Annotated in this window: 20 protein-coding genes; 4 read left to right on the plus strand and 16 right to left on the minus strand. The window is 59.3% G+C overall.

The genetic code is table 11. The annotated features are described in order from the left end of the window. Positions 1 to 30: 30 nt before the first annotated feature. Positions 31 to 303, minus strand: coding sequence for a mycothiol system anti-sigma-R factor (locus tag MHK04_RS09160; RefSeq protein WP_023020791.1), 273 nt, complete (start codon positions 301 to 303; stop codon positions 31 to 33). Continuing rightward, the gene (locus tag MHK04_RS09165) at positions 303 to 914 is read right to left on the minus strand and encodes a sigma-70 family RNA polymerase sigma factor (protein ID WP_023020790.1); all 612 of its coding nucleotides are present in this window, start codon (positions 912 to 914) and stop codon (positions 303 to 305) included. Before MHK04_RS09165 ends, MHK04_RS09160 begins: the two co-directional genes overlap by 1 nt. Positions 915 to 942: 28 nt before the next feature. On the opposite strand from MHK04_RS09165, the gene ybaK reads away from it, so the two are divergent. Next, a complete protein-coding gene (ybaK, locus tag MHK04_RS09170) occupies positions 943 to 1,446 on the plus strand; it encodes a Cys-tRNA(Pro) deacylase (protein WP_239208517.1) in 504 nt (167 codons plus the stop codon). Here the strand turns inward: ybaK and MHK04_RS09175 are convergent. After that, the gene (locus MHK04_RS09175) at positions 1,432 to 2,079 is read right to left on the minus strand and encodes an SOS response-associated peptidase (protein WP_239208515.1); all 648 of its coding nucleotides are present in this window, start codon (positions 2,077 to 2,079) and stop codon (positions 1,432 to 1,434) included. The genes ybaK and MHK04_RS09175 overlap by 15 nt on opposite strands. On the opposite strand from MHK04_RS09175, the gene aroA reads away from it, so the two are divergent. Together aroA and rsgA are read left to right on the plus strand one after the other, a co-directional pair. Further along, positions 2,078 to 3,379 carry a 3-phosphoshikimate 1-carboxyvinyltransferase gene (gene aroA / locus MHK04_RS09180; protein WP_239208513.1) on the plus strand — a complete coding sequence of 434 codons (1,302 nt, stop codon included), beginning with the start codon at positions 2,078 to 2,080 and terminating at the stop codon, positions 3,377 to 3,379. The genes MHK04_RS09175 and aroA overlap by 2 nt on opposite strands. After that, a complete protein-coding gene (gene rsgA, locus MHK04_RS09185; protein WP_023020786.1) occupies positions 3,372 to 4,397 on the plus strand; it encodes a ribosome small subunit-dependent GTPase A in 1,026 nt (341 codons plus the stop codon). Before aroA ends, rsgA begins: the two co-directional genes overlap by 8 nt. Here rsgA and MHK04_RS09190 read toward each other — a convergent pair. The 12 genes from MHK04_RS09190 to MHK04_RS09245 all read right to left on the minus strand — a co-directional run bounded on the left by MHK04_RS09190 (position 4,394) and on the right by MHK04_RS09245 (position 16,747). Beyond that, positions 4,394 to 4,645, minus strand: a complete 252-nt coding sequence (locus tag MHK04_RS09190) for a hypothetical protein (protein ID WP_023020785.1) — start codon at positions 4,643 to 4,645, stop codon at positions 4,394 to 4,396. The two genes, rsgA and MHK04_RS09190, sit on opposite strands and share 4 nt — an antisense overlap. Positions 4,646 to 4,661: 16 nt before the next feature. Beyond that, the gene (locus MHK04_RS09195; protein ID WP_023020784.1) at positions 4,662 to 5,177 is read right to left on the minus strand and encodes a DUF6912 family protein; all 516 of its coding nucleotides are present in this window, start codon (positions 5,175 to 5,177) and stop codon (positions 4,662 to 4,664) included. Further along, a complete protein-coding gene (locus tag MHK04_RS09200) occupies positions 5,177 to 5,587 on the minus strand; it encodes an HAD-IA family hydrolase (RefSeq protein ID WP_023020783.1) in 411 nt (136 codons plus the stop codon). Before MHK04_RS09200 ends, MHK04_RS09195 begins: the two co-directional genes overlap by 1 nt. Positions 5,588 to 6,172: 585 nt before the next feature. After that, a complete protein-coding gene (locus MHK04_RS09205; protein ID WP_239208511.1) occupies positions 6,173 to 6,991 on the minus strand; it encodes a hypothetical protein in 819 nt (272 codons plus the stop codon). A gap of 140 nt (positions 6,992 to 7,131) precedes the next feature. Further along, positions 7,132 to 9,717, minus strand: a complete 2,586-nt coding sequence (secA, locus tag MHK04_RS09210; protein ID WP_200288067.1) for a preprotein translocase subunit SecA — start codon at positions 9,715 to 9,717, stop codon at positions 7,132 to 7,134. A 247-nt stretch (positions 9,718 to 9,964) separates the two neighbouring features. Beyond that, positions 9,965 to 10,609 (minus strand): ribosome hibernation-promoting factor, HPF/YfiA family, encoded by a 645-nt coding sequence (gene hpf / locus MHK04_RS09215; RefSeq protein ID WP_023020779.1) that lies wholly within the window; start codon positions 10,607 to 10,609, stop codon positions 9,965 to 9,967. A 145-nt stretch (positions 10,610 to 10,754) separates the two neighbouring features. Beyond that, a complete protein-coding gene (locus MHK04_RS09220; protein ID WP_232212580.1) occupies positions 10,755 to 11,243 on the minus strand; it encodes a ComF family protein in 489 nt (162 codons plus the stop codon). 177 nt (positions 11,244 to 11,420) lie between these two features. Next, positions 11,421 to 13,154 (minus strand): MtrAB system accessory lipoprotein LpqB, encoded by a 1,734-nt coding sequence (lpqB, locus tag MHK04_RS09225; protein ID WP_239208509.1) that lies wholly within the window; start codon positions 13,152 to 13,154, stop codon positions 11,421 to 11,423. Between the two features lie 2 nt (positions 13,155 to 13,156). Then, positions 13,157 to 14,947, minus strand: coding sequence for an MtrAB system histidine kinase MtrB (gene mtrB, locus MHK04_RS09230; protein ID WP_275434412.1), 1,791 nt, complete (start codon positions 14,945 to 14,947; stop codon positions 13,157 to 13,159). Positions 14,948 to 15,015: 68 nt separating this feature from the next. Beyond that, positions 15,016 to 15,708: an MtrAB system response regulator MtrA gene (gene mtrA / locus MHK04_RS09235; protein ID WP_023027822.1), complete on the minus strand. Its 693-nt coding sequence runs from the start codon at positions 15,706 to 15,708 to the stop codon at positions 15,016 to 15,018. A gap of 3 nt (positions 15,709 to 15,711) precedes the next feature. Further along, positions 15,712 to 16,326: a dTMP kinase gene (locus MHK04_RS09240; RefSeq protein ID WP_023020774.1), complete on the minus strand. Its 615-nt coding sequence runs from the start codon at positions 16,324 to 16,326 to the stop codon at positions 15,712 to 15,714. Positions 16,327 to 16,393: 67 nt separating this feature from the next. Continuing rightward, positions 16,394 to 16,747 carry a DUF4259 domain-containing protein gene (locus tag MHK04_RS09245; RefSeq protein ID WP_023020773.1) on the minus strand — a complete coding sequence of 118 codons (354 nt, stop codon included), beginning with the start codon at positions 16,745 to 16,747 and terminating at the stop codon, positions 16,394 to 16,396. A gap of 248 nt (positions 16,748 to 16,995) precedes the next feature. Between MHK04_RS09245 and MHK04_RS09250 the strand changes: the two genes are divergently transcribed. Next, complete coding sequence (locus MHK04_RS09250; RefSeq protein ID WP_200288073.1) at positions 16,996 to 17,793, plus strand: hypothetical protein; 798 nt, start codon at positions 16,996 to 16,998, stop codon at positions 17,791 to 17,793. A gap of 253 nt (positions 17,794 to 18,046) precedes the next feature. On the opposite strand, the gene manA is transcribed toward MHK04_RS09250, so the two are convergent. Continuing rightward, entirely contained in the window at positions 18,047 to 19,276 is a 1,230-nt protein-coding gene (gene manA, locus MHK04_RS09255; protein ID WP_023020771.1) for a mannose-6-phosphate isomerase, class I, read from the minus strand. Between the last annotated feature and the right edge of the window lie 5 nt (positions 19,277 to 19,281).

The raw sequence follows: 19,281 nt of genomic DNA on the forward strand, positions 1-19,281 counted from the left end.
CCGCTTAGCAGCCCGTGCCGTATGTCCGCACTACCAGGTGGTCTCGATGCGGGTGATTTCAACCGAGATGCGGCGGCGTAACGCCTGCGGCGCCTTGGCCTGTCCGTTACAACAGTTGCGCACCAGCGAACGAATAATCTCCTCGCTCTCGAGGCGCTTTTGACAAAAATCACACTGGGCGATGTGCTCGCGGATGGCGAGCGCGCGGGCATAGGTGGTGGATTCATCGAGAAGCTCGCACAGGAGGGCCTGTACCTCTGGGGAGCTACACGCACCACAGTTGTGTTCCGTTGCGCGTTCCATTACTTCTCCTCCATGTCTGGGTGTTCTAATCCAATACCTTGTTCTCGTGCCACGTCTTTCAACGCTTTTCGGAGTAGTTTTCTTCCCCGGTGCAACCGAGACATCACTGTGCCCAAAGGAGTGTCCATGATTTCCGCAATTTCTTTATATGCCAAGCCCTCCACATCCGCGTAGTAAACCACCATGCGGTAATCATCGGGCAGGTCATTCATGGCCTCTGAAATGGTGGAATCCGGCATGTCCTTGAGCGCGGCTACCTCGGCGGATTCCAGACCGGTGGAATCATGTCCGGCGGTGGTATAGAGCTGAAAATCACTCAAGTCATCAGCCGAGGACTCCGTTGGCCGGCGCTTCGCCTTGCGGTAGGAGTTGATGTAGTTATTGGTCATGATGCGATAAAGCCATGCCTTGAGATTCGTGCCCGGAGTAAAGGAATGGAAGGACTTATAGGCCTTGAGGTAGGTCTCCTGCACTAGGTCTTCAGCGTCTTGGGGATTGCGCGTCATGCGCAAGGCACCACCGTAGAGCTGATCTAGCAGGGGCAGCGCTTCCGCTTCAAAGCGGCGCTGCAGCTCCTTTTCGCTGATTGTTTCTTTAGCCACAATTTCCATACTAACGCCTAGCGTTAGAATCCCAGTCATGTCTAAAAAGTCCCCGCATGCAGCCACCCCAGCGCTCAAAGTTGTAGAAGACGCCGGTATCGAGCACCACGTATACACCTTTGAGGCGGGCACCGATCACTTCGGTGATCACGCCGCCGCAGCTCTAGACGTAGAGCCGGAGCGCGTACTCAAAACCCTGGTCATCGATTTAACGGCGGGCAAGGGACCCAGGCGAAAATTAGCGGTGTGCGTTATCCCTACTACCCACCACCTGAGCTTGAAAAAAGCCGCAGTCGCACACAATGTTTCCAAGGCCGCTATGGCGGACCCGCACGATGCGACCAAGTCTTCCGGTTATATTCCCGGCGGCATCTCTCCCCTAGGACAGAAGAATCCACTGCCCACCATTATCGAGGAAACCGCCATCCTTTTCGATACCGTCTTCATCTCTGGCGGGCGCCGCGGGCTAGATATCGAACTCAATGCGGAGGACCTCGCGCAGCTGTGTGACGCCAGCTTTGCCGATCTACTCGCCGAGTAGCTCTGGATAGTCGTTGGATACAGTGCCCACGGCCTTGTCGGCGGGGTGGGTGCGGAAGCCCCGCAGGGGCGTCGGCAAGAGCAGCTCGGCGGCCTCCTCGGGGCTGCCCTCTAGCCAGGTGCGCATTTCCTCGGCCGCCAAAAAGCGCGGCAGGCGGTGGTGCAGCCACTCCATTTCTTCCGTGGCTGCAGTGGTAATGATCGTGGCGGACAGGCGGTCTAAGCCGGTGTCCCAGAGGCCTGCGGCCCACAACAGGCCTTCCTCCGCGCGCACGAAGTAGGGCTGTTTGCCGCCCTCTTCCTGGCGCCACTCGTAGTAACCATTCATCGGGATGAGGCAGCGCTGTCCCTTAAAAGCGTGCCGGAAAGAAGGCTTGGAGGCCACGGTCTCCGCCCGCGCATTAAACAGCGGCGGGCCCTCAAGATCTTTCTTCCAGTGCGGCAATAGCGCCCACCGCGCAGGATCGACTTGAGCAAGGCTTTCGCGCACGCGCACGATGGCCACCGGCTGGGTAGGCGCAATATTGTAGCGGGGCCCTGGGGTTCCTTGCGGGGCATGTACCTCGGTGACTCCGGGCAGCTCTCCCACCTCATCAAGGAGGGACTCGGTAAAAAGAACGAATCTTCCGCACATGCCCTCTATTATGGACGATATGTCTCAACCATGGTCCGCCCCGCAAGCGGCAGGCCCCATTACGTGGGCCCAGCACGTGCCGGGCTCGAAGTCTATTACCAACCGCGCCTTCATCTTGGCCGCGTTGGCCGATGGCCCCTCTACCCTGCGCGCTCCGCTGGTCTCGCGGGATTCGCAGCTGATGGAAAAGGCGTTGGAGTCTATGGGCGTGCGCTTCGAGCACGACGGCGAGGACATCCACGTCACCCCAGGCCCGCTCAAGGGCGCAACGGTAGATTGCGGCCTAGCAGGCACGGTGATGCGCTTTATCCCGCCGGTTGCGGCCTTGGCTGATGGTGCCGTGCTTGTCGACGGCGACGAGCAGGCCTACGCCCGGCCCATGTCCACCACCCTCGATGCGCTGCGCCAGCTTGGCGTAGAGGTGGACGGCGATAGCCTGCCCTTTACCGTGCGCTCGCACGGGGTGCCAGAAGGCGGCGAGGTCACCATCGATGCCTCTGGGTCATCGCAGTTCGTCTCCGGACTGCTGCTAGCCGGCGCACGTTTTAATGAGGGCATCACCCTAACCCATGAGGGCGCTCCGTTGCCCTCTTTGCCGCACGTGGAAATGACCGTGGGCATGCTACGGCAAGCCGGCGTGCGCGTAGATTCCGGCGAGAATACGTGGACCGTGCACCCTGGCCCGATCGCCGGCCGGGAGTGGGCCATCGAGCCGGATTTGTCCAATGCCACGCCTTTCCTTGCCGCCGCTGCTGTCACCGGCGGCCGCGTGACCATTAAGCGCTGGCCCGCCAATACCACCCAGCCGGGTGACGCTATTCGCCATATCTTGGTGGATATGGGTGTTATGGTCACCCAAGAGCCGGGCTTCGTCACCGCAAAGGGCGCCAAGGGCGGCGCGCTGCAGGGCATCGAGCGCAACATGGGTGACATTGGTGAGCTCACCCCTACCGTCGCGGCGCTGTGTGCCCTGGCAGAAACCCCCTCCACGCTCACCGGCATTGCCCACCTGCGCGGCCACGAGACCGACCGCCTCAAGGCGCTGGCAACCAATATCAACGCCCTGGGTGGCAAGGTCACCGAGCTTGCCGACGGCCTGCGCATCGACCCCGCCCCTCTCCACGGCGGCGAGTGGCCGTGCTATGCGGACCACCGCATGGCCACCGCTGGTGCCATCCTCGGTCTGAAGGTGCCGGGCATAGAGATCGAAGATATTTCTACCACGGCGAAGACCCTTCCCGGCTTCGACCGCATGTGGGAGACGATGCTGGACCCCGAACAACAGGAGAGCAATGGCTAGGCGTTTCGGTTCCTTTGATGAATCCGACGTGCGCGTGCGCCCTGGCAAGGGTTCGCGGCCGCGCACCAAGGATCGTCCCAAACATAAAAATGCCAAGTTCGGCATGGTCATCACCAAAGACCGTGGGCGCTGGGGCGTCGCGCTAGATGACGGCCCACGGGTCACCGCCATGCGCGCCCGCGAACTCGGCCGCACCGCCATCGAGGTGGGCGACCGCGTAGGTGTCGTGGGCGATACTTCCGGCAAGAAGGACACCTTAGCGCGCATAGTGAAGCTGGAAGAGCGCACCTCCGTCCTTCGGCGCACCGCCGATGACACCGACCCCTATGAGCGCATCGTGGTGGCGAATGCGGACCAGATGCTCATCGTCACCGCCGTGGCCGATCCACCACCGCGTTCCGGGTTTGTCGAGCGGGCCCTCATCGCCGCCTTCGTGGGCAATATCCACCCGATCTTGTGCCTGACTAAAACAGATCTCACGGATCCTGAGCCGTTCGCGGCCGAGTTTGCTGATCTTGATGTCACGGTGGTGAAAGCCGGCGTCGAAGACGGCCTCGAGTCCGTGCGCCAGCACATCGATGGCCACGTCACCGCGCTCATCGGCCACTCCGGCGTGGGCAAATCCACCCTGGTCAACCGCCTGGTTCCGGATGCGGATAGGGAGACGGGGGAAGTATCGGGCGTAGGCAAAGGCAGGCATACCTCTACCCAATCGGTAGCGCTTCCCCTCCCCGCCGATGATGCATACTCTGCCGGCTGGATTATCGATACCCCCGGCATTCGTTCCTTCGGCCTCGCACACGTGGATGCTGATGACGTGCTCGGTGTCTTTGAAGATCTTGCGGCCGCCGTCGAGGATTGCCCCCGTGGTTGTACGCATATGGGCCCGCCTGCGGACCCAGAATGCGGGCTGGATGACCCTGCGCTTATCCCCCCGGATACCGCCAGTGCGCGGCGGCGCGACGCGGTGCGCGGCCTGCTCGAGGCCCTGCGCACCAACGTGGACTGGGAAAATTAAAGGTGGAAGCCAGTATCGGCCATCACGCCTAGCAGGACATCTACGATGCCAAAGACCACATCCAGGATCTGGCCCCAAGTGCCCTGGGACGAGGTCTCTAGCAGCGCTAGCCACGGGGTGGTGGGCACGGCATCGGCAGCGGCATCTGCGGCCGGGGTGGTATCGGCCGCCAGAGCGGCTGGCGCGGAAATGAGGGCTACGCCTGCGGTAACGGTAGCTGCAGCCAGGTTCTTGAAACGCTGAGTCATGTTTTCTCCTTCAGTTTTAGAGCAATTCTACGAGGAAAGGCAGTTCGCTGGGGTGATAAAAGGCCATAAACTTATCCAGCGCATCTCCCACGGCCAGCTCCGCGTCCTCATCGCCAAGGTCCGCGGTGTCAATAGCCTCGATGGCCTTCGCGGTGGTTTCTTCGGATTCCGCAATATCCACGTGGATGGCCGCTAGATCGTCTTTGCTGAATTGCGCCGGCTGGAGTTCTACCACCGGCTCGCCCATATCCGGTCGCGGGGTGATGACAGAATCATCCAAGTCCACGGAGATGACCACGCGGCGATGCGGGAACTTTTCTTCATCGCCGATGGCCAGAAGGCGCATAGAGGCCATAGATGCCTCGAGGAATGCCGAGTAGGCAATCTCTTCTTCATCGCCCTCGGTATAGAAATCCTGCAGCGCTGGTGTCACCATGAAACCCCAGCCGGAGCGCGCAGAAAGGGAACCGGTTTCTTCCAATTCCGCCAGCATGGCGTAGGTTGCGGGAATGTAGACGCGGGCTTTAGCCACTAAAACTCACCTTCAATATCGAAGACAGCCTGGATTTCTACGGAAACGCGATCAAAGCTGGTGTACAAAAAGCCCACCATGCCGGTTTCCACGGCGGCGCGGACGTTGAGAATAGAATCATCAACCATGACGCAATCATTGAGCGGAAGCTCTAGGGCATCTGCGGCCGCCTGAAATGCAGCGACCTCTGGCTTTTCCGCCCCAACCTCACCAGAGAGAATAACTGCATCTACGTTTCCGCGGTACTCCCACTCGCGAATGTGCTCCGCGCCTGGACCGCCCGGGTCATTGGAGAGGATGGCGGTTGCCGCGCCATTTGCCTTGGCGGCGGCCAGCAGCGCCTTCCAGCGACGGTTATCTTCTTCGGTGCCGTCGAGGACGCCGACATAGTCAACGATCAGACCACGCATGTACTTAAATCCTTTGGTTACGATTTTCTCTTTAACTCCCCGAGAGTATAGCGAACCGCGCGCGCATTCGCGGCCACCCCTTTCAGGAAACCCTCAGAAATGGCGGCCGCGAGCCGGGCATGAGACAATTATCACGCGTCCGCCTCCTGCCCTTATTCAGGAGCACTACTTCCCCATCATGTACGAGCCCATCCCTGGCTACTCACACCTCAAACTCTTCCTCGCGCCTCATCGCGTGCGCTACGGCCGCTTGCCGACGTCCGCGGAGGTCGCCGCCCAACACCGCATCCAAGGCTGGGTAATCTTCGCACTCGAGGTTGCTGCCGGCTATCGGCCGCTAGCTCACCTCAATTCCGCGCGCTATTCGGACGCAATCCGGCTGCATATTGGCTCGTGGGTGCGCCAACGCTCCAGCCCCTACACCACGGACAGATTGCAATTGACAAGCCTGCACGCGCGCTCAAACGGAGAGTATTTCGGCTCTGTTTATATAGGTCAACAGCAGCATGCTTTTACAGGATCAGCCAGTCACACGGGATTAACCTCGTTCCGCTTGCTCTAAGCTATGCGAACGGACCTCACCGCCTAGGAAATGAACTGGCCGAGTTGAGAAAGAATATCGGACCAGTTCAGTGCGGACCATCCAATTCCGGCAGCGCTTGCTAGCGCCGCAATACCGGTAGTCAGCAGACCACCTTCCAGGACGGATAGCCCGGAATTATCATCAGCAGTGCCATCCGCGAGTACGGTATTCACACCACGGTGGGTTGCTGCGGCCTTTTCCAAGGGAGCATTGACCTGCTTGGTGATAGTGACGATATCGCGCAGCGCTGACGCGCAATCCGAGAACTCATCCGGGAAGGCGGAGCCTGTATCCCCGGTGGCGGGCCTCTGTGGCCGCGGAGAAGACTCTGCATTGCCTGCAGTGGACTGCGGCAGATCCTTAGTGAATTCACCCAGCTCGGCGCGAATCACCGCCTGGGCATAGTTGGCACCCAGCACGTCAAGGTAATCCAGCACGGCAGCTTCGGTGAACTGCTTGCCTTCCCGCGATTGTGGACGCGCTTCGGGCTCCCACGGGAAATCGAGCGGTGTGGCATAGATATTGCCATCGGCGCGCGCAGTATTGAGCCGGGATGCGCCAAAATAATGGTCAAAGGCAGCATCCGCTTTCTCCTGCGACAAAATTCCATCTGCCACCAACGCTTCCTTACGCTGGGTAGCGATAGCCAAAATGGCCGCTGCCGCGTTGTCCTGTTCTAGTTTTTCGCCCGAGTCCAAGATGATGCGCAGAGAAGACGCAGAGTCGCGCTGCATCTCATACGCCACGGCTGGGGTGGCGCCACCAAGCAAGGTAGCAGACAGAAGCGTCGTAATTCCTAGACGCAAAGAACGGCGACGCATCGTCAGTGGAGTTCCTCACAGGAAAAAAGCAGATTGGACAAGATTCTTATATTCTACTCATTTTTCCCTAAAAAGAAACCCGCCCCGCTCTCACTTTTAAGAGTGGGTGCGGGGCGGAGTTTGAGAAAGAACACCGGGTTTTAGGCCTCTACGGTATCCCCACCGTTGTTGTTCGCAGCGGTCGAAGACTCACCGGCCTGTTCCTCTTCCTGCTGCTTGAACTGCTTGCGCAGCATAAAGAGCTGGCGGACGGTCTCTTCCTTGACGCCTTCGTTCATCGCATTGAACATCTCGCCGCCCTCCTTCTGGTACTCCACCAGCGGATCGCGCTGCGCCATCGCGCGCAGGCCAATGCCCTCCTTGAGGTAGTCCATCTCATAGAGGTGCTCACGCCACTTTTGGTCAATAATCGGCAGGATGACCATGCGCTCGGTATTGCGCATCTGCTGCTCGCCGCCAATTGCGGTTACAGATTCCTCGAGCTTGTCATATTCGTTATTGGCGTCTTCTACCAAAGCGTCGCGAAGCTGCTCAGCGGAAAGCTCGCCTGGGGAACCATACTCGGAGCCTTCGACCAGTTCCTCGTGGGGAATGGTGGGACCGTACAGGGAATCCAATGCGTTCCACAGCGCATCTAGGTCCCAATCCTCCACGTAGCCGGTGGCGGTAGCGCCGGCGACATAAGCGGAAACGGTGTCATCAATCATGCCGCGGATATTGTCCTGAATATCGCCGGCATCGAGGATATCGTGGCGGGTAGCGTAGACCACCTTGCGCTGCTCGTTAAGCACCTCGTCGTACTTGAGAACGTTCTTACGCATCTCAAAGTTCTGGTTCTCCACCTGCGCCTGGGCGCCCTTAATGGAGTTGGAGACCATCTTGGCTTCGATTGGAACATCGTCCGGCACATTGAGGCGATTCATCATGTTCTCCATGGACTGTCCCACGAAGCGCACCATCAACTCATCGCGCATGGACAGGTAGAAGCGAGTCTCACCCGGGTCACCCTGGCGGCCAGTACGACCACGCAGCTGGTTATCAATGCGGCGCGACTCGTGGCGCTCAGTACCCAGCACGTAGAGTCCACCGGCCTCGCGGACCTGGTCACCCAACTTCTTGGAGTGTTCCTTTTCGGCATCGATCTCTGCCTCCCAGGCCTCCTGGTACTTTTCCTCATCCTCGAATGGATCTAGGCCGCGCTCACGCAGCTTCTCATCGAGGATGACCTCGGGGTTACCACCAAGCACGATATCCGTACCACGGCCGGCCATGTTGGTAGCCACGGTTACGGTGCCAGGACGGCCGGCACGGGCGATGATCTGGCCCTCTTCCTCGTGGTGCTTAGCGTTGAGCACGTTGTGCTTGATTCCCCGCTTGGATAGCAGCTGGGACAGGTACTCGGAGCGCTCCACAGAGGTGGTACCTACCAGTACTGGCTGACCGGCCTCGACGTGCTCAGCAATATCGTCCACCACGGCGGCGAACTTGGCTTCCTGCGTCTTGTAAATGCGGTCAGAGTGGTCCGCACGCTGATTTGGCTTATTGGTAGGAATCGGCACTACGTCCAGGCCATAGATGGAATGCAGCTCGGCGGCTTCGGTCTCTGCCGTACCGGTCATGCCGGAGATCTTCTCATAGAGGCGGAAGTAGTTTTGCAGGGTAACGGTAGCCAGCGTCTGGTTCTCGTTCTTGATCTCTACCTGCTCCTTGGCCTCGATGGCCTGGTGCATGCCTTCGTTGTAGCGGCGGCCGGCCAGCACGCGGCCGGTGAAGCTGTCGACGATCATGACTTCACCATTGCGGACGATATAGTCCTTATCGCGGGTGAAAAGCTCCTTGGCCTTCAAGGCGTTGTTCAGGTAGGACACCAGCTGGGAGTGCTCCGGGGCGTAGAGGTTATCGATGCCGAGCTGATCCTCTACGTATTCCACGCCCTCTTCCAGCACACCGATGGTGCGCTTTTTGTGGTCTACCTCGTAGTGGATGCCTTCGCGCATGCGCGGTGTCAGCTGGGCGAAGACACTGTAGAACTGGGAGGAACCGTCTACTGGGCCGGAGATGATAAGCGGGGTTCGGGCTTCATCGATAAGAATCGAGTCAACCTCATCCACGATGCAGAAGTTGTGACCGCGCTGCACCACTTCATTGAGGGAGCGCACCATGTTATCGCGCAGGTAGTCAAAACCTAGCTCGTTATTGGTGCCGTAAGTAATGTCGCAATCGTAGGCAGCCTTGCGCTCTGGTGGGCGCATCTCAGACAGGATGACGCCTACGGACAGGCCGAGCCAGCGGTGGACACGGCCCATCATCTCCGCGTCGCGCTTTGCCAAGTAATCATTGACGGTCACGATGTGGACGCCCTTGCCCTCAAGCGCATTAAGGTAGGCAGGCAGGAGTGAGGTCAGGGTCTTGCCCTCACCGGTGCGCATCTCGGCAACGTTGCCGAAGTGCAGGGCCGCGCCACCCATGATCTGCACGCGGTAGTGCTTTTGATCGAGGACGCGCCAGGCAGCCTCGCGGACGGTGGCAAATGCCTCGAGCAAGATGTCATTCATCTCTTCGCCGTCTTTAAGACGAGTTTTGAACTCATCGGTCTTTGCCTTAAGTTCTTCGTCCGAAAGCTCCGCGTACTTATCCTCAAGGGCAATTACGTCGTCTGCCATTTTGCCCAGGCGCTTGACCGTACGGCCCTCGCCCGCGCGCAGCAGCTTGGAAAGTCCAAACACGGTTAGTTAGTCCTTCTAGTCGCGACAATAAAGTTAACTCGTCGCTATTGTACTCACTCGCATTCACAAAGCACCTTCCGCCTAGCGCATAGGGCATGCGCGCAACCTTCATCTGGCATATCTAAGCCTTTAAAGCCGCTTGCCGACGTCGAACCTCCCCCCCACCAAGACACCATTTCCCTTGATACGAATTCGACCCCGCTGCAGTTATGCAGCGGGGTCATTACCTCAGGAAAGTGCGAGCGCTTTAGGCCTCCGCGTCTTCAGCCAGGGAGATAAGGCCATAGTCGAAGGCGTGGCGGCGATAAACCACGGAGGGCTTATTATTCTCCTCGTTAACGAAGAGGAAGAAGTCGTGGCCAACCAGCTCCATCTCGCTCAAGGCATCATCCACGCTCATCGGGGTAGCCGGGTGCTCCTTGGTGCGCACAATCTGGCCGGGACGAACATCCTCGACGGTCTCAGCATAAGGGTCAACGTAGCGCTCTTCCTTGGCGCGCTGTGCCTCAGCCTGTGCCACCATCTCAGCGGCAATCTCTCCGGTGCCCTTTTGCGCGCGGTGACCGCTCTTGACGTTTTCGCGGCGCACCTTCACCTTGCGCAGGGAGCGCTCCATCTTGCCCAAGGCGGTCTCGAGCGCAGCGTAGAAAGAATCTTCCTTTGCTTCGGCACGGGCGATGTGTCCCTTACCCGTAGCGGTGATCTGGATGCGATCCGCTTCAGAATCGCGGCGCGGGTTCGGCTCGTGCTGCAGCTCCACGTGGAAGAAGGTCAGGGTGGGGTCAAGGCGTTCAATCTTGGCCAGCTTGTCATTGACTCGCTCTTGAAAGTGATCAGGGACCTCGACATTACGGCCCGTAATCGTTACCTGAGCTTTGTTTGGCTGGGACATTGAAATGCCTCCCTTGAGTAGTGGGGACTGGATTCAATCACAGTAGCTATCTCTCTGTGACACTCCTCATGGTATCACTGGTTATGACCTGACAGGGCGAAATTTTTTCCCGCTCCCCTACCTCGAGGGTAGATACCGCCTTTATCTAGGCATCCGCAAAGACCAATGCTCCACATACTTCTACGCCCGCGGCCTGCAGGGCAGCAATGCTCGCGGCTAGGGTGGCGCCGGTGGTAACGACGTCGTCGGCAAGCAGCGCAGGGGCGCGAGCAATGGGAGCATGAACGCGGACTCGCCCCTGCAGGTTAGCCCACCTATCCTGCGCGTTAAGCTCGGACTGATCCGCGGTGGACTGCCCCATGGAAAGAGCCGCGCACACGCCCACGCGCTGCAGCTGCGCCGCTGTATGGCACACAGCGGCCACAGGGTCTCCCCCGCGCGCCCGCGCCGAGCGCGGACGGGTAGGCGCAGGAACAAGGGTGAACTCGCGCGGGATATCACCACGGGCACTCAGATAGGCCAGCCCAGCTGCAAAGACGGCCCCGACATACTCGCGAACCGGCTGGTTGCCGCGCTCCTTCATGCCAATGATGATGCGGCGGCGAATATCGGAATAAGAGCCAAGGGCATACACGGGCGCCCCCAGCAGCCGGGGCCGTGCTACCAAGTAGGGCGGGTGCCGCAAGTGCTCGCGGCAGTGTTCACACAACACCTCGCCCGGCGCGCCGCATCCAGCACACGCGCGCGGAAAAATAAGCTCCCCCAAGCTCATCGTGTTGCCTCCCCCCTAGCCGCACAAGCCTTCCGACGGCTAGTTAGAAACGATAGGGGAAGAACGCCGGCCCTGCAGCCCAGAGACCTCACGCCAGTTGGTCTCATCCATCACGGTGGAAGGTAGCTCAAGCATGGCGTGAGAATCAGTGATGAAAAGCTTGGTGGGCGAGGAAGCTACAGCCACCACGGGGGCGGTGATATTACCGGTAGGCATGGTCGAAGCCGAGGAACCATCCTGCTCGATGCGCCAGACGGGTGACTGGCTCGAGGAGGTACCAACGATGAGCGAGCCATCCATATTCCAGTCCAACGATAGCGCCGAACCGGAAACTTCTGGGCCGACCTCGCGGGCGTTGACGATGCGCTTATCCCCACTGCTGGATTGGGCAACCGCCGCGATATACACGTGCCCATCGATAACCATGGCCACGCGGGCACCGCTATGGGACAAGCGGATGACGGAGATTTCGCCCTCAATATCGTCAATGCTGCGGGCATCCACCTCGGATTTGGAGATGCGGCCCGTGGTCTTGGAGCGCACCACGCGCACGATGCGATCTCCGTCAACCACAGTCCACGCGGCTTGCCCGTTGTATTCAAAGGTCGGCCGTGCCAGCGTGGGACCATCCACCGCATCCTGCAGCTGGCCATCGAGCTCGCCTATCTGCAGGGAGAAATCATTATTGGATTTGCGGCGCACGGCCGCAACGAGGCCGCTATCGGCCACACCCACGGACTGCACGTCTCCGCTACTGCCCAAGGTGGATTGAACGGGCTCGGCCACGCCATCGTCTACCTCCAGCAGGTTGCCCTCATTAAGGGCGTAGAGCTTAGACAACGCGGTGCTGCTTTCTTCCGGGTTATAGTCCGCAAAGTCATCCACGCTCAAGCTATCCATACCTTCCACCAGGTCACCGCCATCGGCCTTGACCTTAAAGGGACCGGTATGGCCGGCTTTGCTAAGCGTCCACACCAGTTGGGCGGCAAAGAGAGTGCGGTCGTGGGCGTCCAAGTCCACTAGGCCTTCGAATTGGTAGCCTTGCTCGCGGTCATAGCCGGCATAGGTAACATTCTCCCCCGCCGCACGGCGGGTGGCAGGGGCAATGCTGGCCGAAGGCCCCTCCATCAACAACGTGATAAGCGTCGACTCCGATTCTTCGCCCCCCTTATACAACCAGCGACGATCCGGAACCAGCACATCGTTACTCTGCTTATAGAAGTACAGCGATTGCGGGGCGTAGTGGTTGCGCATTTCATTGCGCTCCATCACCACTCCGGCCGGCAGGCCATCGACGCGCCACCTATCGTCTTGCATCTTCATGTAGATGACTGCCTCATAGCCCTCATTTTCCGGGACATACGCGCCACCGGATTTCAGGCGGCCGATAATAGTGCCACGTACTGTAAAGGCGCGTTCATTATCTTTCGAGCTTTGTTTATTGGCGGGCGCAGTAACGATATCCAGGCTATCGACCACCATCACATCGCCGCTGGCGTCCCATGCACCACGGGCAGTATCCGTAAGAAAACCACGGGCGACTTCGTGATCATTTCCGGGCACGGCCGAAGCCTGATAGAAATCTCGCAACGTCAGATCCGGGTCATCGCCCGGTTGCGGTGCAATAACTTCCCCAGGACTGTCTTCCTGTCGCTGGTAGGTCCCTACCACCTGCGGCCCGGTGTCACTCGGCAGAGTGGAACAACCGCTGACAAAAAGCACGACCGCTGCGGTACTAAAGACCGCGGTTTTGCAATAGTTGCTGCTGAACACGCTCACTTCCTCCTCCCCTCAAAGTCCGGGGCCTTATAGGCGCGCCTATCTGGGGCGGCCGCACCACGGTTGAGCTCTCGTTCCGAGGGCCATAGGATGCCATCCCCCTCCGCCTGGCCAGTGGTAGTCTTATCGCTCTTTTCGACGCGCGGTGAGCTCATCCCGGATGCAATGGCAGGCGTAGCAGAGGCGGGTTCGACACCCGGATTATCGGTGCTAGAGTCCTGCGCTTCTGGAAGTTCAACTCCGGCATCTGGGGTCGATTCCGGCAACGAGCCGCCTTCCGCAGGGTTGTTTACGGGTGCGCCAGGGATCTCCACAGAGATGGGTTCTTCTCCCACCTCGGCATTCGGGGTGCGCGGGATAATGAGGCGGAAGCGCGAGCCAAAGCCCTCGTAGCCGGTGGCATCCAGCGTGCCGCCGTGCAGGACGGCGTCCTCGCGGGCGATAGCCAGCCCCAGGCCGGTGCCACCGGAGTGGCGCTTGCGGGAGGAATCCGCGCGCCAAAAGCGGTTAAATACCAGCTCTTCCTGGCCCGGTTTCAAGCCCACGCCATGGTCTGTAACGGTAACGCCCACCGCGGTTTCCGTGGTGGCGACATCCACCGCTACCGGATTGCCTTCCGAATGGTCGATGGCATTGGCCAAAAGATTGCGCAAGATGCGCTCAAGGCGGCGTGAATCGGCTTCGACGGCGATGCGCTCATCCGGCAGGTTGAGCTGGACCTCTACGTTGAGCTCGCGAGCCAAATGTTCGACTTGCTCATAGGCGGACTCCACGCAGGAGCGCAGATCAATGGCGGCGGTAGACAGGTCCGCCACGCCGGCATCGTGGCGAGAAATCTCTAGCAGGTCCGCGAGCAATTCCTCGAAACGATCGAGCTCGCTTGACATCAGGCGGGAAGCTCGCTGGGCGCCGTGCGGCAAGCTATCGCTTTCGGCCTCAATCATGTCCGCGGCCATGCGCACGGTGGTCAATGGGGTACGCAGCTCATGGGAGACGTCGGAAGTAAACTGCCGCTGCAAATCGCCGTATTCCTCCAGCTGCGCAATCTGGGAAGAAAGCTTATCGGCCATGTTATTGAAGGACGCGGCCAGGCGGCCCATCTCATCGTCACTATCGACGGCCATGCGTTCCTTCAAATGACCAGCCGCCAAGCGCTGTGCAATGCGCGAAGCCGAACGAATCGGCGTAATAACCTGCTGGGTGGCCAGCCAGGCAATGCCCACCAACAGCACCACGACGACCACACCGGCCGCCGAAAGCAGGCCTCGCATCAATGCCATGGTGGATTCTTCCGACTCCATGGACAGTGCCAAGTAGACCTGAGTATGCGGGATATCGGTATCGGTAGGTGTTCCTACCAGCAGGGCGTTGTAATACTCACCGTTTTCCCGCGGAGCCGGGAAATACTGCTGCGCAATCTGACCTTGATCCACCATCTCCCGCAACTGATCCGGCACGGGGAAACCTTCTGGCGAGGTAATAACCGAGCCATCCTGGTTTTCCACCACGATGACCGGTTCATAAACCGCCTGGGCATCGCCCTGCTGGGCAGAGAGCTGGCCCAGTGCCGCACGTGCAGAATTGATGCGTACCTGCACCGAATTGGCGGAACTGGTGGCATCAATCTGCTGTTCCACGGCCGTGCGGGCACGCTCCAGCTCCTGCTGCGCCACGTCTTCCTTTTGGCTAACCAAGCGCTGAGTCAGCACAGAAACCAACGCGTAGGCCAAGATGATCATGACCACCGAGGAGGCGACCAAAATCATGCCAATGACGCGCGCCTGCAAAGAGGTACGCCACGTTGTAATGAAGGCGTCTCGAATACGCCTTAAACGTTCAATGATGCCGATGGTTCTTACTCCCCGGCGCCGGGCTTACCGGTCTTATACCCCACGCCACGCACGGTCAGCACAATCTGCGGATCCTCCGGATCATGCTCGATCTTGGCGCGTAGGCGCTGCACGTGGACATTAACCAAGCGCGTATCAGAGGCATTGCGGTAGCCCCATACGGACTCCAGCAGCGACTCACGCGTATGCACCTGGCCAGGGCGGCGCGCCATCTCCAGCAGCAGATCAAATTCCAAAGGAGTCAAGTTCAGTTCGGTACCATCCGTGCGGCGCACGGTATGCTCCGGCACGTCAATGATGAGGTCCGCTACTTCCAAAATTTCAGACTCCGCGGAATCGGTGCGGCGCAAGCGCGCGCGAATGCGGGCGATGAGTTCCTTGGGTTTAAATGGCTTGGTGATGTAATCATCCGCGCCGGATTCAAGGCCTAGCACCACATCGACCGTATCCGTCTTGGCGGTCAGCATAACGATGGGTACGGAGGATTCACGGCGAATGGCGCGGCAGATATCCACGCCGTTCATGCCCGGCAGCATAAGGTCCAGCAGAATGAGGTCCGGCTCGTGTTGCTCAAAGGCGGGCACGGCGTCATTGCCGTCCATGACCGGAATGGGCTTAAGTCCCTCAGACTCGAGCACAATGGTCAGCATCTCCGAGATAGCCGGATCGTCATCGACTACCAAAATCTTGGGCGCCACGTTTTATTCTCCTACAAGGTCTTTTATCGCTGAAATTATAGTATCCGCATCGGCGGTGACAATCCAGCGTCCACCCCAGCCCGCATCTGCTAGGCGCTGGTAGGCCGCGGCGGTGCGTTCCTGCAATCCGCCATCGCGCTCGTAGCGGTCACGCTCCCGGTTGGCATCTGCTTGGGCTCTTGCCTGCGCTCTTTCCGACGCCACTTCTACCGCAGTATCCAGATAAACCTGCAGATCCGCTTGCGGCAGGCCTAAAGTGCCAAATTCCAGATCATGCACCCAGTCCATGACGGCATCGTCTTCGAGTCGCGCCGCCGAATATGCCGCATTGGAAGCCACATACCGATCCAATAGCACCACGGCGTCCGTACCCTTAGCTCGCTGCAATTGGTCTTTTACGCCGTAACGATCCAAGGCAAAAAGAGTTGCCATGGCATATGCCGAATCTGTCAGGTCACCCATTTTTCCGTAGAGCGCCTTTTGGGCGAGCTGGGCGTGAATCGATTCTGCATAGCGCGGGAAGGCGATGACCTCCACGGGTCGATCCAACGACTCCCTGATTGTGGAGACCAGCGTATTCTTACCGGCACCGTCGATGCCTTCGATGCTGATAAGCATAGGTGTGGGGTACCTTCCCTTCTATTTTGTCTGGCATGAGGCCACTGCTGCGGGCAGTAGGTATGGCTTAGGACAGGGCCTCTATAAACGCTTCGAGGTCATATTCTTCCTCGACATTTTCTAGTACCTCGAGGGCATTTTCCGTCAAGGTTTCGCTGCCAGACCCCACCAGCTCCCTAATATAGGGGTAGTCTTCAACAACCTCGCCCGCACTGAAGGGCGCGCCAGCCCAAATGGCAGCGATGGTGGCTGCTGCTTGCGCGTTCTGTTCCTCTTCTTCACTGAGCTGCGGCTTGCTATGTGCTACTTCGCAGGCATCCTCAACGGCGCGAATTACCCCTTCTTCATCGAGGTTTGCCATTTCTTCCAAGAAATCGACGTTGAGGTCCGTGCTGAAAATATCTTCGTCCCAAGTACTCACTTTTTGACTCCTTCGGTGCTTTCAGCGCCATTTATACACGCTTTCCCAGCTAAAGAAAGCACGCAATGAAAAGGTTTGCAGGGCATCCTACATCCGCGAACTGGCGTTTTGTTGGCATATCACAGAATCACAACGCCGTAGCAATGTTTCCTAAACATGATAGTCTCGTTACCAACTTGTTACCGGGGTGCTATACCGCCACCTCCTATGGGGTTAAATCAGCCCACCTCACAGAAAGGACAGCCACGATGAAGCCAGATTCGCGCCGCGTCTACGTGTTCATTGTGGCCGGACTGATAGCCGCGGCCGTCGTCGGATTCACAGTCTGGCGCATGAGCTCGCCGAGCGCTAACTATTCCAATGCCGCGGATCAGTCCGGGACCACCTCCGTCTCCCCGACGCACACTGCGGCCGAGGAGACCACCACTTCTCCCACGGACCATTCGCCTTCAAACAAGCGCTCTGCACATGCGACAAGCTCTACAGCTTCGTCCGGCGATTCGAAGCACCACCAGCCGCATAACAGTGATCCGTATCTAGCCCCCAATGCGGTCATGCACCCGCAGGCGGCTACCCAGCCCACCAAGGTTTATCGTCCGGAGAATATTTCCCCACAAGGAGCCTCCTCGCAGGGTATGGGCAGCATCCAGGGTGAACAAGACACCGGCCAAGGCGTTCTGCGCCCGACGCCTGATTACCCAAGCAATCAAAACGGCTCGCAGGCTACCGGTTCCCCACAGGGCAACCAGGGCAACAACGGCGGCAATGGCGGCACCGCTCCGCAAACCACCACTGCCCCGTCCGCTCCGCAGCCTTCCCCGACGCAGCCTTCGGAGCAAAATGGGACGGGCACAACCACTGGTGAGAACAAGCCCAACCCGGACCGGGGACAACTAACCGAAAACAAGCAGCAAGAGGTCGCAGAGGCAGAAGTACCACGCGACGATCAAGCCGCCGCAGAGCAGCCTTCTGCCGAGCAGAACCAAGAGCCGACCGATTTCGTGCCGACCAAGCAGGCGCCGCGCAAGGCAGCCCCTTCACGCTAATCCACAGCCCACTGCTCTATTAGCTGAATACAAAAAGCACGTTTCCTCGATTCTGAACGCGAATTTCGAGGAAACGTGCTTTTGTATACGCCGGACCATTAGAGCTGTAAAAGAAACAGCCATGTGAGGCACTCGCGCAGCGACGAAAGCTGCGGCAGCGCGCCTGAAATGAAGCTCCACGCCTCGCCTGAGCCCCGGCGGAGAGGGGTTCGGCAAAGCGCGCTGGTGCGCAGGCGAGCCAAGCGCAGGCGGGCTAAGCGCGGGCGACGAAGAGGTCGGCGGCGTCGGATGCCGCAGTGGCGGTGACTCGCCCCTCAGAGGCAGGCAACCAGACGGCTTGGCCGGGGGTCACGGTGAGGGTCTTGCCGGCGGCATCAGTAAAGGTAACGGAGCCTGCGGTACACAGGGCGATGGTCGGGCCATCGTAATCAAAATCCACAGAAGATGCTCCGCTAAGCTCTACACGGTCTAGCAGGAATTCTTCAATCGGGACCGGGTAAGACCATGCGGCGGCGTCGTGCACATTATTCTGAGCGGACTTATCCTGCTGTTGAACACGCGGTTCATCGGCAGCCGCGTAGGTGAGAACCTTGACTAGTTCGGGAACGTCAACGAACTTGGGGGTAAGGCCGCCGCGCAAAACGTTATCGGAGTTGGCCATAATCTCTACGCCAAGGCCGGAGACATAGGCGTGCAGCTGGCCCGCATCTAGGTAGACGGCCTCGCCGGGAGAAAGTTCGATGTGGTTAAGCAACAGTGCACCCAATACACCGATATCGCCCGGGTAACGCTGGTTGAGTTCCAGCACCGTGGACATTACACGGGACTTCCAATCGGCCGGGTCCGCGGCAATAAGGCGCTCACCAGCGGAGACTATGGCGGCGATGAGTTCCTTGCGCTTGGCGGACGGGATGGTAATCCACGTGGTAAAGAGAACGCGAAGGTTGGCGGACTCGGTGGTTACCGAGGGGTCCTCGTCCAGCATGGCAACGTAATGATCCAGCTCGGGGCACTCCAAGGCAGCAAAAAGCTCGCGAGTGCGCGCCAGCGGGCGGAAGCCAGCCATGGCATAGAAATCCGTGAGCGCAACGATAAGCTCGGGCTTGTGGTTATCGTCCTTGTAGTTGCGGTTGGGTGCGGTGAGTTCAATCCCAGCGGCATTCTCGCGGGCAAAACCTTCCTCTGCCTGCTCCTTCGACGGGTGCGCCTGTAGGGATAGCGGCTCCTCGGCCGCTAGCACCTTGAGGAGGAAAGGCAGGCGCTCACCGTACTCGGCGGAAACGCGGCTGCCTAGCTGCCCTGCTGGATCCTCCGCAATGACCTCATTGAGAAGGCGGTCATCCACCGTAGACGGGTCTCCGGGGTGGGCGCCGAACCACAGCTCTGCGACGGGCTTTTCTGAATCGGGCTGACCCTGCAGGTGTGGGATGAGGGTACGCGAGCCCCAGGAATAGTTGCGGGTGGCGCTGTGCAACAGCTGCATGTGTT

Source organism: Corynebacterium nasorum (assembly GCF_022345765.1).
Taxonomy (GTDB): Bacteria; Actinomycetota; Actinomycetes; order Mycobacteriales; family Mycobacteriaceae; genus Corynebacterium; species Corynebacterium kefirresidentii.